The sequence below is a fragment of the Lichenibacterium dinghuense genome, assembly GCF_021730615.1.
GTDB lineage: Bacteria > Pseudomonadota > Alphaproteobacteria > Rhizobiales > Beijerinckiaceae > Lichenihabitans > Lichenihabitans dinghuensis.
Window position 1 is genome coordinate 2,405,278 of record NZ_JAJLMN010000001.1, and the last position, 13,764, is coordinate 2,419,041.

General features: G+C 72.9%; 12 protein-coding genes. 8 read left to right on the forward strand and 4 right to left on the reverse strand.

Features of this window, described 5'->3' with window-relative positions; all coding sequences use genetic code 11:
* Positions 1-183: 183 nt before the first annotated feature.
* Together ubiA and L7N97_RS11670 are read right to left on the reverse strand one after the other, a co-directional pair.
* Complete coding sequence (ubiA, locus tag L7N97_RS11665) at positions 184-1,125, reverse strand: 4-hydroxybenzoate octaprenyltransferase (RefSeq protein WP_428980985.1); 942 nt, start codon at positions 1,123-1,125, stop codon at positions 184-186.
* The gene (locus L7N97_RS11670; RefSeq protein WP_237478441.1) at positions 1,122-1,595 is read right to left on the reverse strand and encodes a hypothetical protein; all 474 of its coding nucleotides are present in this window, start codon (positions 1,593-1,595) and stop codon (positions 1,122-1,124) included. The genes ubiA and L7N97_RS11670 overlap by 4 nt, the downstream gene beginning before the upstream one ends.
* A gap of 172 nt (positions 1,596-1,767) precedes the next feature.
* Here L7N97_RS11670 and L7N97_RS11675 point away from each other — a divergent pair, with 172 nt between their 5' ends.
* A complete protein-coding gene (locus L7N97_RS11675) occupies positions 1,768-2,511 on the forward strand; it encodes a 16S rRNA (uracil(1498)-N(3))-methyltransferase (RefSeq protein WP_237478442.1) in 744 nt (247 codons plus the stop codon).
* Positions 2,512-2,514: 3 nt separating this feature from the next.
* On the opposite strand, the gene L7N97_RS11680 is transcribed toward L7N97_RS11675, so the two are convergent.
* Both L7N97_RS11680 and L7N97_RS11685 read right to left on the reverse strand, forming a co-directional pair.
* A complete protein-coding gene (locus tag L7N97_RS11680) occupies positions 2,515-3,390 on the reverse strand; it encodes an SDR family oxidoreductase (RefSeq protein WP_237478443.1) in 876 nt (291 codons plus the stop codon).
* Positions 3,391-3,530: 140 nt separating this feature from the next.
* On the reverse strand, positions 3,531-4,142 hold the full coding sequence (locus L7N97_RS11685; RefSeq protein ID WP_237478444.1) for a YqgE/AlgH family protein: 612 nt from the start codon (positions 4,140-4,142) through the stop codon (positions 3,531-3,533).
* A gap of 73 nt (positions 4,143-4,215) precedes the next feature.
* On the opposite strand from L7N97_RS11685, the gene L7N97_RS11690 reads away from it, so the two are divergent.
* The 7 genes from L7N97_RS11690 (at position 4,216) to mnmG (ending at position 13,733) form a co-directional block, all read left to right on the forward strand.
* On the forward strand, positions 4,216-5,082 hold the full coding sequence (locus L7N97_RS11690) for a protein-disulfide reductase DsbD domain-containing protein (RefSeq protein WP_237478445.1): 867 nt from the start codon (positions 4,216-4,218) through the stop codon (positions 5,080-5,082).
* A 33-nt stretch (positions 5,083-5,115) separates the two neighbouring features.
* Positions 5,116-5,631 carry a peroxiredoxin gene (locus L7N97_RS11695; RefSeq protein WP_237478446.1) on the forward strand — a complete coding sequence of 172 codons (516 nt, stop codon included), beginning with the start codon at positions 5,116-5,118 and terminating at the stop codon, positions 5,629-5,631.
* Between the two features lie 131 nt (positions 5,632-5,762).
* Complete coding sequence (rlmN, locus tag L7N97_RS11700) at positions 5,763-6,992, forward strand: dual-specificity RNA methyltransferase RlmN (RefSeq protein WP_255721650.1); 1,230 nt, start codon at positions 5,763-5,765, stop codon at positions 6,990-6,992.
* A 445-nt stretch (positions 6,993-7,437) separates the two neighbouring features.
* Positions 7,438-8,682: a DUF4167 domain-containing protein gene (locus L7N97_RS11705; protein ID WP_237482197.1), complete on the forward strand. Its 1,245-nt coding sequence runs from the start codon at positions 7,438-7,440 to the stop codon at positions 8,680-8,682.
* 147 nt (positions 8,683-8,829) lie between these two features.
* On the forward strand, positions 8,830-10,098 hold the full coding sequence (gene rho, locus L7N97_RS11710; protein ID WP_237478447.1) for a transcription termination factor Rho: 1,269 nt from the start codon (positions 8,830-8,832) through the stop codon (positions 10,096-10,098).
* Positions 10,099-10,265: 167 nt separating this feature from the next.
* The gene (gene mnmE / locus L7N97_RS11715; protein ID WP_237478448.1) at positions 10,266-11,564 is read left to right on the forward strand and encodes a tRNA uridine-5-carboxymethylaminomethyl(34) synthesis GTPase MnmE; all 1,299 of its coding nucleotides are present in this window, start codon (positions 10,266-10,268) and stop codon (positions 11,562-11,564) included.
* 300 nt (positions 11,565-11,864) lie between these two features.
* Positions 11,865-13,733, forward strand: coding sequence for a tRNA uridine-5-carboxymethylaminomethyl(34) synthesis enzyme MnmG (mnmG, locus tag L7N97_RS11720; RefSeq protein ID WP_237478449.1), 1,869 nt, complete (start codon positions 11,865-11,867; stop codon positions 13,731-13,733).
* Positions 13,734-13,764: the final 31 nt, after the last annotated feature.

The window sequence follows — 13,764 nt, forward strand, 5'->3', positions numbered from 1 at the left end:
GGGCGGCGCCCGAGGCGGCCGGGGCGGGCATGTTTCCCGTGAAACACCCGCCGGCGCCCGAGCGGCCGGCGCGCGGAACGGGGGGAGCGCCTCCGGCGAGCGTGAGCACCGTCGCGCCGGTCTCCCCGCGCGCAGCCCTGCCACAATCCTCGGGCAGCTACGCCCGTCGGAGCCCTTCGCCCGTCATGGATGGGCCGCGGACGCCCAGGCTTGGACCGCGAGTCCGGCGAAGAGCAGCAGGCTCGCGCCGAAGTTCGAGTGGAACAGGGCGCGGGCGTGGGACGCGTCCTCGCGACGGATGCGCGACACCTGCCAGGCGAGATGGGCCGCGAAACCGGCGAAGCCCATCCAGCCCCACACGCCCGTGCCGGTCCCGACCAGGGCGGCGGCAACCGCGATCAGCCCGAGCCCGTAGAGCGCGCCCACGCCGCCCCGGACGCGGTCGCCGAACTGGATCGCGGTCGAGCCGATGCCGGCCCCGACATCGTCGGCGATGTCCTGAAGCGCGTAGATCGTGTCGTAGCCCATGGTCCACAGGATGGCGCCGGCGTAGAGCGCCAGCGCCGGCCAGGCGAGCGACCCCGCCGTGGCGGACCAGCCCACCAACGCCCCCCAGGCGAAGGCGAGGCCGAGCACGAACTGCGGCCAGTTGGTGATCCGCTTCATGAAGGGATAGACGGCGACGGGCAGCAGCGCCGCGACGCCGAGCGCCACCGTGAAGCCGTTGAAGCACAGCAGCACCGCGAGCCCGACGAGCGACTGGGCGACCAGGAAGGCCGCGGCCTGCTTCGTCGACACCCGCCGGCTCGCCAGCGGCCGACCGCGGGTGCGCTCCACGGCGCGGTCGATGTCGCGGTCGACGATGTCGTTGCCGGTCGAGCCCGCGCCGCGCATCGCGATCGATCCGACCGTGAAGAGCGCGAGATGGGCGAGGTTCGGCGCGGCGTGGGTGGCGACCGCCACCAGCGCGGTCGACCACCAACAGGGGGCGAGCAGGAGCTGCCAGCCGATCGGCCGGTCCCACCGCGCGAGCTGGGCATAGGGGCGGACCGCAGCCGGCCAACGCCGCAGCGTGGCGTCAGGCAGGTCCGGCGACGCGCCGTGCTGGCCGACGCGGTCCGTCACAACGGGCCGGTGGGGAGCTTCAGCGCCGGAACCTGCGCGGCCTGCTGCTGGGCGGCCGCGGCGGCCTGCTGGGCCTGCATCTGCTTGATCTTGGCGATCATGCCGCAGGCCTTCACGGCGAAGCCGCTGATCTGCGCCTGGGCGGCGGAACTCTGGGCGACCACCTGGTCGGGCAGGGAGCACCAGTCCTTGTTCTGCTTCATGTAGGACACCATGGCGCCCTGCGCGGCCGCCAGCGCCCTGAGCTGCGGGCAGGCCGAGATGGGGTCGAGCTTGCCGCCGTGCGCCTTCTTGTTGGCGTCGAGCAGGGCGCTGGCCGAGGCCCGCTTGGCCGACAGCGCGGCCATGTCGACGTTGCAGTCGGCCCGCGCGGCGGTCGACGACAGCAGCGTCGCCGCAATCACGCCGGCCTGGACCGCGCCGGCCAGGAGGGCCGCGGTGCGATGCGAGGAGGGCTGGCGAAGGATCATGCGGGGCTCTCGACTGGGGCGGGCATCATCGCGCACCGCCGCGGGAACAAGCGTCTCTGCCCGAGATGGAGGCCCACCAAAAGAGGCAGCTTCATGGCACCCCGCCTTGACAGCCTCCCCCGTCCGGCGCAGGGCGGAGCCCGTCGCCCCGCCCGCGAGGAAGCCGAACGCCTTGGCCCGCTACGATTTTTCCGCCCCGCGCCTCCACGTCGAGGGCGACCTCGCCGCGGGGAGCGCGGTTCCCCTGACGAAGGATCAGGCGCATTATTTAACCAATGTGTTGCGCCTCGGCAACGGTGACGCGGTGATGGCCTTCAACGGGCGGGACGGCGAGTGGCGTTGCGCACTCGAAGGCCGCAAGGCCCACGCGGCCCTGGTGCCCGGCGAGATGACGCGGCCGCAGCCGGCTGCTCCGCCGCTGCACCTGCTGTTCGCCCCGCTGAAGCACGCGCGGCTCGACTACATGGTGCAGAAGGCCGTCGAGATGGGGGCCGGCGTCCTGCAGCCCGTCATCACCCGGCGCACGCAGGCGGCACGGGTCAACGAGGAGCGCATGCGCGCCAACGCGGTCGAGGCCGCCGAGCAGTGCGGCATCCTCCACGTGCCGGAGGTGCGCTCCCCCGCCCGCTTCGACGCGCTGCTGGCGGGATGGGACGCGGCGCGGCTCATGGTGTTCTGCGACGAGGACGCGGACGTGGCCGACCCGCTCGCCGCCCTGCGCGGGGCGCCGCGCGGACCCGCCGCCGTGATCATCGGGCCGGAGGGCGGCTTCGACGAGGGCGAGCGGGCGGCGCTGCTCGCCCTGCCCCGGCGCCTGCGCCTGTCGCTCGGGCCCCGCATCCTGCGCGCCGACACGGCGGCCGTGGCCGCCCTGGCGCTGGTCGGCGCCGTGCTGGGCGACATCGGCGCGGAGTAGCGGTCAGAAGATCGGCATGGCGCCCGCGACGGTGATCAACGCGCCCGACGTGTAGCTGCTCTCGTCGGAGGCCAGCATGACGTAGGAGGGCGCGAGCTCGGCCGGCTGGCCCGGACGGCCGTAGGGCGTCTGCGAGCCGAAGCTCTGCACCGACTCGTCGTCCATGCCGGCCGGGATGAACGGCGTCCAGATCGGGCCGGGCAACACGCCGTTCACCCGGATCCCCTTCTCGGCCAGCATGCCCGACAGGCTGATCACCATGTTGCTCAGCGCGCCCTTGGTGGCCGAATAGGCGAAGAGCGACGGCATGGGGTGCTTCGAGTTCACCGACGAGGTGATGACGATCGAGCCGCCCGGCTTCATGTGCCGCACCGCCGCCTTGGTGAGGTAGAAGGGCGCGAAGACGTTGACCCGGAAGTGCTTCTCGAAGACGTCGTCGTCGATGTCGTCGAGCCCCTTGTTGGGCTGCTGGAAGGCCTCGTTGTTGACCAGCACGTCGATGCGGCCGAGCTCTTTCGCGGTGCGGTCGGCGTGGTCGCGGCACAGGCTGGCCGAGGACATGTCGCCCGGCAGCAGCAGGCAGCGGCGGCCGGCCTTCTCGATCCAGGTCTTCACCTCCTGCGCGTCCTTGCCCTCCTGGTCGAGGTAGGACAGGGCGACGTCGGCGCCCTCGCGCGCGAAGGCGATGGCCACGGCGCGGCCGATGCCGCTGTCGCCGCCCGTCACGATGGCGACCTTGCCCTCCAGGCGGCCGGAGCCCTTGTAGCTCCCCTCGCCGTGGTCGGGCTCGGGCGACATCTTGCTCGTCAGGCCCGGGAAGCTCTGGGGCTGCGCCTTGAAGGGCGGGCGCGGGTATTTCTTCAGCGGATCGTCGGTCACGGCGCGGCTCCTGGTGCGCCGCTTCAACCGTCGCCACCGATGGGTGTTCCGCCGCCCCCGCACCGCGCGTGGCCGGCCTTCCTCGATGTTTCGCCGGCCCGCTGCGCGTGGCCGGTCCTCCTTGATGTTTTGCCGGCACGCTACGCGTGGCCGGCCTGGCTCGACAGGCTGCCGGGGTCGATCCCGATCTTGCGCAGGGCGCGGTCGTATTTCGTGTCGAGCGCGGGGTCGAAGATCAGCGCCTCGTCGGCCGGGCAGTGCAGCCAGCCCATCTGGCGGATCTCGGCCTCCAGCTGGCCCGGCTTCCAGCCCGCGTAGCCGAGCGCCAGCATGGCGCGGTGGGGCCCGAGCCCCTTGGCGATGGCGCGCAGCACGTCGACCGTGGCGGTGAGCGACACGCCGCCGTCGATCGACATGGTGGAGCTGTCGACGTGATAGTCGGTCGAATGGAGCACGAAGCCGCGCCCCGTGTCGACCGGGCCGCCCTTCACCACCGGAACCCCGCCGACGCCGGGCGGCAGGCGGATCGCCTCGTCGGGCTCGATCACCTCGAGCTGCACCAGGAGGTCCGTAAAGCTGACCTTCTTGGCCGGGTGGTTGATGATGATGCCCATCGCCCCGTCCGACGAGTGCGCGCAGAGGTAGATGACCGCGCGCTCGAACCGCTTGTCGCCCATGCCCGGCATGGCGACGAGCAGCTGCCCGTCGAGGAAGGACGCTTGGGGGGTGTCGAAGGGGGACGCGGGCGGCATGTGCGATCCTAGGCCAGCCGTCGCCGCAGCCGCAAGCTGGCCGAAGTCGCGGGGGCGCGCTACCTGCCCCCGCATGGACCCTTCCCGCACCGCACGCCGCCGTGGCCTTCCCCTGACCGCGTGGGCCGTCCTGGCCGCCGCCCTGCTCCTGCCCCGCGCCGCGGCGGCCGACGTTTCGGCGTGGGTCAGGAGCGCCCAATCGGAGGCGCGGCTGGTCGGCGCCGGCCCCGCGCCCGACGGCCGCGGGCTGCTGGCCGGGGTCGAGATCCGGCTCCAGCCCCGCTTCGTGACCTACTGGCGCGACCCCGGCGACGCGGGCGTGCCCCCGACCTTCGCCTTCTCGGGCTCGACCAACCTGGCGGGCGCGACCGTGCGCTACCCTGCCCCGTCGCGCTTCGACGAGGCCGGCGCCGAAGCCTTCGGCTACGCGGACGACGTGGTGTTCCCGATCCTGGTCGTGCCCGCGGACGCGTCGAAGCCGGTCGACCTCGCGGTGACGCTCGACTACGCGGCCTGCCACGACATCTGCCTGCCGGCCCACGCCGACCTTCGCCTGACGCTCGACCGGCAGCCCACGCCGGATGCCGGCCCCGTGCTGAAGGCTCTCGCGGCCGTGCCCCGGCCGTCGACGGTCGGCGCGGGGGGGACGGCGCCCGCGGTCCTGGCCGTCACGGCGCCGGGCGCCGCGGGCGGCTTCACGGTGCGGGCCGCCCTGCCGGATGCGGACGGGAGCCTCTTCGTCGAGGCGCCCGAGGGCTGGGCCTACGCGGCCGGCCCGGCGGTGCCGGACGGCCCCGGCCGGGCGACGTTTCCCGTGAAACAGCTCGACGCGCCCAAGGGCGAGGCCCGCCCGCCGGCGCCCCTCACCCTGACGCTCACGTCCCCGGCCGGCGCCGTCGAGGTGCCGGTGACGCTCGACGCCGCCGGGGCGAAGCCCTAGACCGGGAGCCCCGACCCTGACCGGAGCCCCTCCATGGCGATCCAACCCGGCGACCGCCTGCCCGCCGTCGACTTCTTCGTCACCACGCCGGACGGCCTCGACACCCGCTCGACCGACGACGTGTTCAAGGGCCGCCGCGTGGTGCTGGTCGGGGTGCCCGGCGCCTTCACCCCGACCTGCGACCGCAACCACCTGCCCGGCTTCGTGGAGCATGCCGACGCCATCCTGGCCCGCGGCATCGACGCCATCGCGGTCACGGCCGTCAACGACGCCTTCGTGCTGAAGGCCTGGGCCGCCAAAGCCGACCCGGAGGGGCGCATCACCTTCCTCGGCGACGGCAACGGCACCTTCGCCCGCGCCATCGGCCTCGAGGCGGACGCGACCGCCCGCGGCTTCGGCCTGCGCTCGCAGCGCTATTCCATGCTGGTCGAGGACGGCGTCGTGGCGGCGCTGTCGCTCGAAGAGGTCCGCGGCCAAGTCGGCGTGTCCGGCGCCGAAGCGATGCTGGCCGCACTGGCGACGCCGGCGCCCGACGTGGCTTCCCCTTGAGTTGTACGCGGACGCTCACGACACTATAGACCGACGCACCCGCACGGTCGCCCGCGCCCTGCCCCGCCCGCCGGGCGCCCCGCTCCGCCGCGAGCCGCACCCGCGCCTGCCCCCGAGAAGAGCCTCAGCCCTTGGACGCCGCCACCCTGCCCCCGCCCGTCACGGCCCCGACGCCGGTCCCCGTCAAGCCGTCGCTCGCCGGCATGACGCGCGCCGAACTCGCCGAAGCCCTGCGCGGCCTCGGCCTGCCGGAGCGCGAGATCAAGATGCGCGTGTCGCAGCTCTGGCACTGGATCTACTTCCAGGGCGCTACGCGCTTCGACGCCATGCTCAACGTCGGCAAGGCGCTGCGGGCGCTGCTCGCGGAGCGTTACACGCTGGAGCGCCCGGCCGTGGTGGCTGAGCAGGTGTCCGTCGACGGCACCCGCAAGTGGCTGATCCGCATGCCTTCGACCGGACCGCACGACCGCGGCGCCGAGATCGAATGCGTGTACATCCCGGAATCCGACCGCGGGACGCTCTGCGTGTCGAGCCAGGTGGGCTGCACGCTGACCTGCACCTTCTGCTACACCGGCACGCAGAAGCTCGTCCGCAACCTGTCCTCGCGCGAGATCGTCCAGCAGCTCCTGGTGGCGCGCGACCGGCTCGGCGACTTCCCCGGCCTCGTCCCCCCGACCGACGGCCTGATCCCGTCCGGCGAGGGCGTGCGCGCCGTGTCCAACATCGTGTTCATGGGCATGGGCGAGCCGCTCTACAACCTCGACGGCGTGCGCGACGCCATCGGCGTGATGTCGGACGGCGACGGCCTGTCGCTGTCGCGCCGCCGCATCACCGTCTCGACCTCCGGCGTCGTGCCGCAGATCGAGGCGCTGGGGCGCGACGTCGGCACGATGCTGGCGATCTCGCTCCACGCCGTGCGGGACGAGCTGCGCGACGAGCTGGTGCCGCTGAACCGGAAATACCCGATCCGCGAGCTGCTCGACGCCTGCCGGGCCTATCCCGGCGTCTCCAACGCGCGCCGCATCACCTTCGAATACGTCATGCTGAAGGGCGTGAACGACTCGCCGAAGGACGCGCGCGAGCTGGTGCGCCTGCTGAAGGGCATCCCGGCCAAGATCAACCTGATCCCCTTCAACCCCTGGCCGGGCACCCGCTACGGCTGCTCGGACTGGTCCACGATCGAGGCCTTCTCGGACATCGTGTTCAAGGCCGGCTACGCCAGCCCGGTGCGGACCCCGCGCGGCCGGGACATCCTGGCCGCCTGCGGCCAGCTCAAGAGCGAGACCGAGAAGCTGCGCGCCCGTGCCCGCCTGATGCTGGAGGCCGAAGCGGCGCCAGAAGCCTCGCCCGCGGGCGCGTGACCGGGACGATTGCGGCCGAACCGGGGAAAAACGGGCCGCCGCGGCGTTTTCTGGCGCCCCTCGCGACGAAAGGACTTGGCGGACCGCGAGACTTCATCTAAGCTGCATCAGCAAATCGGGATTGAACACCCGCGCGGATGCTGCTCAGCACCCCTCCCGTCCTCTCTCGCTCCACTCCGCCTCAGCTTTGATCCCCTCGTGATCGGCTGGGCGTTCCTGGTGCATCGGTGGCACGGTTCGCCTTCGGCAGAACCCGCGACGGACTCTCGCCTGTTTCCCCCTCGACTTCCGCCCGCCTCGGGCCGGACGCCGCAGACGGAATGAACGAGCTGCACAGCATCAACACGATGGCGCCGCTGGCGGGAGCCCCGCAGGTCGATCCTGCGCGGTCACGGGCCTGATGTCACCCCAAGGACGATCGATGAGACCAGGTCAGAACAAGCGGATGCGCGGTGGGCGCCCGAACAACAACGGCGGAAACCGCAAGGGCCCCAATCCTCTCACCCGTTCCTACGAATCGAACGGCCCCGACGTGAAGATCCGGGGCAACGCCCACCACGTCGCCGAGAAATACCTGCAGCTGGCGCGGGACGCGCAGTCCTCCGGCGACCCCGTCGCGGCCGAAAGCTATCTCCAGCACGCCGAGCACTATTTCCGCCTCATCGCCAGCGCCCAGGCGGCCCAGGCCGGCTACGCCCGCCAGCCCGACGCGGTCGACACCGAAGTCGACGACGACGACGACAGCGGCATCCCGGACCGTTTCGCGTCACCGCAGCCCGCCGCTCCGGCGCCCTTCGTGCCCCAGGCCGCCGCGCAGCCGTACCAGGGCGAGCAGCGCCAGCCCTACACCGGCGAGCGCCAGCCCTACGGCGACCGCCAGAACGGGCAGGGGGGCGAGCGCCAGCCCTACAACGGGCAGGGCGACCGGCAGCCCTACAACGACCGCAACAACTACAATCGCCAGGACCGCAACAACCAGAACCGTCGCCCCTACCGCGACAACAACGGCAACGAGATCCGCGCCGACGACCGGCAGCAGGGGCAGCAGAGCGGGGATCGCCCCTACGGCGACCGCCAGAGCCGCCGCGAGCGTTTCGCGCAGGAACGCCTGGAGCGCCAGGAGCGGCAGGCCAACGGCAACGTCGCCGGGCAGGACCGGCCCTACAACGACCGCGGCTACGACCGCCCCCGCGACGGCGACCGTTACCGCGAAGAGCAGCCCGCCGAGCCGACGACCGACTTCGGCAGCGGCGAGCAGCCCCGCGTCGAGGCAGTGCCCGAGCGGCAGGTCGAGCGCCAGCCGGAGCAGCCCTCCGAGACCGCGCTCCAGCCCGCGCCGGTGGGGGAGCAGCAGTCCGTCTCCGCGCCCGTCTCCGAGGCGCAGCCCGAGGTGGCGTCGCGCCGCGCCGAGGCGCCGCGCCGCCGCGAGCGCGCCGAGCGGTCCGCCCCGGCTCCAGTCGACGATGCGCCGGGCCTGCCGTCGTTCATCACCGCGCCGCCGCGCGCCGTCGCGCCCTCCCAGCCCGCCGCCGAGGGGGGCGAGCCGAGCCTGACCACCGCCACCGCCTTCCCCGGCGACGACGCCGACGAGGCGCCGAAATTCCCGCGCCGCCGCCGCCGGACCACCCGCGCGACGGCCGAGGCCGAGGCTGCGGCCCCCGCTGCCGAGCCGTCCGCCTCCGACGACTGACCATCGGCAGGGCCGGCGGGCTACCCGCCCACCGGCCCGCGCGGCGTCCGATCCCAAGCCCCCGTTCTTCCCCCCCTTCACAGCGACCGCGACCGCCGCCCCTGACGGGCCGCACGCGCGGCCTTCCTCCGAGGACGCACTTCCCCCATGCCGGAGATCAAACTCCAGGACCTCAAGTCCAAGTCGCCCCCCGACCTCCTCGCCTTCGCCGACGAACACGAGGTCGAGAACGCCTCCCTGCTGCGCAAGCAGGAGCTCCTCTTCGCCATCCTGAAGGAGCTCGCCGCCAAGGAGATCGACATCATCGGCCAGGGCGTGGTCGAGGTGCTGCAGGACGGCTTCGGCTACCTGCGCTCGCCCGACGCGAACTACCTCGCCGGGCCGGACGACATCTACATCTCGCCTTCGCAGATCCGCCGCTTCGGCCTCAGGACCGGCGACACGGTCGAGGGCCAGATCCGCGCCCCCAAGGAGGGCGAGCGCTACTTCGGCCTCGTGAAGGTGTCGACGATCAACTTCGACGACCCCGAGAAGGTGCGCCACAAGGTCAACTTCGACAACCTGACGCCCCTCTACCCCGAGCAGCGCCTGAAGCTCGAGATCGAGGACAACACCAAGAAGGACATGTCGAGCCGCGTCATCGACGTGGTGGCGCCGATCGGCAAGGGCCAGCGCGCCCTCATCGTGGCGCCGCCGCGCACCGGCAAGACGGTCCTCCTGCAGAACATCGCCCAGTCGGTCACGGCCAACCACCCCGAGTGCTACCTCATCGTGCTGCTCATCGACGAGCGCCCCGAGGAGGTGACCGACATGAAGCGCTCGGTGCGGGGCGAGGTCGTGTCCTCCACCTTCGACGAGCCGGCGACCCGCCACGTGCAGGTGGCCGAGATGGTGATCGAGAAGGCCAAGCGCCTCGTCGAGCACGGCCGCGACGTCGTCATCCTGCTCGACTCGATCACGCGCCTCGGCCGCGCCTACAACACCACCGTGCCGTCCTCCGGCAAGGTTCTGACCGGCGGCGTCGACGCCAACGCCCTGCAGCGGCCCAAGCGCTTCTTCGGCGCGGCCCGCAACATCGAGGGGGGCGGCTCGCTGACCATCATCGCCACCGCGCTGATCGACACCGGCTCGCGCATGGACGAGGTGATCTTCGAGGAGTTCAAGGGCACAGGCAACTCCGAGATCATCCTCGACCGCAAGGTCGCGGACAAGCGGGTCTACCCGGCGCTCGACATCACGCGCTCCGGCACCCGCAAGGAGGAGCTGCTCGTCCCGAACGACACGCTCAAGAAGATGTACGTGCTGCGCCGCATCCTCAACCCGATGGGCACGGTCGACGGCATCGAGTTCCTGATGGGCAAGCTGCGCGAGACGCCGAAGGGCAACCAGGCCTTCTTCGACTCGATGAACACCTGATCCAGCCCTGCCCTTCTCCCCTCCGGGGAGAAGGTGCCGGCAGGCGGATGAGGGACGCCCGAAGGGCGCCCCGACCCCTCATCCGGCGCTTCGCGCCACCTTCTCCCCGGAGGGGAGAAGGGCAGGACGTCACCGGCGGCGCCTTCTCGAGAGAGGCGGCAGCCGCGGTGCCTGACCACACCATCTTCGCGCCCGCGACCGCCCCCGGCCGCTCCGCCGTCGCGGTGATCCGCGTGTCCGGCCCTGCCACGCAGGGCGCCGTCGAGGTTCTCGCCGGCCGCGTGCCCGAGCCGCGCCGCGCCACCCTGGCGCCCCTCCGCCACGGCGGCGCCCTCCTCGACCGCGCGCTCGTGCTCTGGTTTCCGGGGCCATCCTCCTTCACCGGCGAGGACTCCGCCGAGTTCCAGCTCCACGGGGGCAGGGCGGTCGTGGCCGCCGTGCTGAAGGCCCTGGCCGCTGTGCCGGGATGCCGCCCGGCCGAGCCCGGCGAGTTCACCCGGCGCGCCTTCCTCAACGGCAAGCTCGACCTCGGCGCCGTCGAGGGCCTGGCCGACCTCATCGACGCGCAGACCGAGGCCCAGCGCCGCCAGGCCCAGCGCCAGCTCGACGGCGCCCTCGGCCGCTGGGTCGAGGGGCTGCGGGAGGACCTGCTCGCCGCGCTGGCCCTGGCCGAGGGCGCGATCGACTTCGCCGAGGAGGACGACCTCGTCGCCTTCTTCGAGGCCGAGCTCGGGCGCCTCGTCGATGGGGTGTCGCGCCGGATCGCGGCCGAGCTCGCCCGCGAGGGGCGGGGACTGCGGCTGCGCGAGGGATTGGCGGTCGCCATCGCGGGGCCGCCCAACGCCGGCAAGTCGACGCTGCTCAACGCCATCGCGGGCCGCGAGGTCGCGATCGTGTCGTCCCTAGCCGGGACCACCCGCGACGCCCTGACGGTCGATCTGGAGCTCGGCGGTTATCCAGTCCAGCTCATCGACACGGCCGGGCTTCGCGACACCGACGACCCGCTGGAGCGCGAGGGCATCGCGCGGGCGCGAGCGCGGGCCGCCTCGGCCGACCTCGTGCTCTGGCTCCATGCGGCGGACCAGCCCGCGGCGCCCGAAGTCGAGACCGCCGGCGCGCTGTGGACCGTCGCGACCAAGGCGGACCTCGGGCCGGGGCAGGGCGATCACCGCGTGTCGGCGCTGACCGGCGATGGGCTCGACGCCCTGGTGGCGGCGCTCGCGCGCTTCGCCGCCGACGCGCTGACCGACGGGGAAGGAGCCGTGGTGACGCGGCTTCGGCACCGCACCGCGCTGGAGGACGCGAGCCGCTGCCTCGACCGGATCCGCGCGGGGCAGGGGAGGTCGTTCGAACTCGTGGCCGAGGACCTGCGCGGCGCCGGCGCGGCCCTGGCCGCCCTGGTCGGCCGGATCGGCACCGAGGAGGTGCTCGGCAGCATCTTCGCCCGGTTCTGCATCGGCAAATAGCCGGGGTCGAGAGGCCCCCTATCTCTCGCGGGGCGCGGAGCCCCGCGGAACCCACCTCACGATCCTGTTCGCGCTCCATCGTCATCGCGAGCGTAGCGAAGCGATCCATCAGACCCGCTCCGGAGGGATCGCTTCGCGCCGGGTCAAGCTGACGTGGCAGCTCCTGACGGCTGGATCGCTTCGCTGCGCTCGCGATGACGGGGGCTGATCTTCCGCAGACCGCCTCCCGTTCCACGTGAAACAGGTGACCCGGCGCGCGGCGCGGCTTATAGCTTCCGCTCCAGCCCACCCGGTCCTCCCATGTCCCACTCCTTCGACGTCGTCGTCATCGGCGGCGGACACGCAGGCTGCGAGGCCGCCGCCGCCGCGGCCCGCACCGGCGCCCGCACGGCGCTGCTCACGCAGAGCCTCGCCACCGTCGGCACCATGTCCTGCAACCCGGCCATCGGCGGCCTCGGCAAGGGCCACCTCGTCCGCGAGATCGACGCGCTCGACGGGTTGATGGGCCGCGTCGGCGACCGGGCCGGCATCCAGTTCCGCGTGCTGAACCGCCGCAAGGGTCCCGCGGTTCGCGGCCCCCGCGCCCAGGCCGACCGGCGCCTCTACCGCGCCGCCATGCAGGAGGCCCTGGCCGCGCAGCCCAACCTGACGCTCGTCGAGGGAGAGGCCTTCGGGCTCGACATCGCCGCCGGCCGCGTCGCCGCCGTGACCCTGGCCGACGGGCGCCGCCTCGCCTGCGCGGCGGCGGTGCTGACCACGGGCACCTTCCTGCGCGGCCTGATCCACGTCGGCGACGAGCGGGTCCCGGCCGGCCGCATCGGCGAGGCGCCGAGCCACGGCCTGTCGGCCGCGCTGGAATCGCGCGGCTTCGCGCTCGGCCGGCTCAAGACCGGCACGCCCCCGCGGCTCGACGGCCGCACGCTCCACCTCGATCGCCTGGAGCGCCAGCCCGGCGACGCCGTGCCCGAACCCTTCTCCAGCCTGACGTCGCGGATCGAGACGGAGCAGGTGCCCTGCTTCGTCACCCGCACGACGGCCGAGACCCACGCCATCATCCGCGCCGACCTGCACCGCGCGCCGCTCTTCTCCGGCGCCATCACGGGGCGGGGTCCGCGCTACTGCCCCTCGATCGAGGACAAGGTCACGCGCTTCACCGACCGCGACAGCCACCAGATCTTCCTCGAGCCTGAGGGCCTCGACGACCCGACCTTCTACCCCAACGGCATCTCGACCTCGCTGCCGCGCGACACGCAGGAGCGGCTCGTGCGCTCCATCCCGGGCTGCGAGGACGCCGTCATCAGCCAGCACGGCTACGCCATCGAATACGACTACGTCGACCCGCGCGAGCTCACCCCCGCGCTGGAGGCGAAGCGCCTGCCCGGCCTCTACCTCGCCGGCCAGATCAATGGCACCACGGGCTACGAGGAGGCGGCCGCGCAGGGGCTGGTCGCCGGGCTCAACGCCGCGCGCGCGGCCGGCGGCTCCGACGCCGTCGCCTTCTCGCGGGCGGACAGCTACATCGGCGTGATGGTCGACGACCTCGTGACGCGCGGCGTCACCGAGCCCTACCGCATGTTCACCTCGCGCGCCGAGTACCGACTGACGCTGCGCGCCGACAACGCCGACCAGCGGCTGACCCGACAGGGCGTCGCCTGGGGCTGCGTCGGGTCCGAGCGCGCCGCGGCCTTCGCGGCCAAGCTCGCCGCGCTCGACGCCGCGCGGGCGCTGGTCGACGGGCTCGTCGCGACGCCGCAGCAGCTCGCGCTCCGCGGCCTCCAGGTGTCGCAGGACGGCGTGCGCCGGTCCGCCTTCACGCTGATGTCGCACCCCGACATCGACGCTGAAGCCCTGCAGGCGGTCTGGCCGGAGCTCGGCGCAGTCGCGCCCGCGGTCATGGCGCAGATCGAGGCCGATGCGAAATACGCCGTCTACCTCGACCGGCAGGAGGCCGACGTCGCCCGCGCGCGGGACGAGGACGGCGTGATGCTCGCGACCGATCTCGACTACCGCGCCCTGCCAGGGCTCTCGCGCGAGCTCGCGGATAAGCTCGGCCTCGTGCGCCCCGAGACGCTGGGGCAGGCGCAGCGCATCGAGGGCATGACGCCGGCCGCGCTGACGATCCTCATCGCCAAGGGCAGGGCGAAGGGCAAGGCCGCGGCAAGCGCCTGAGGCTACCTTTCCCGCCAACCCTCTCCGCCCC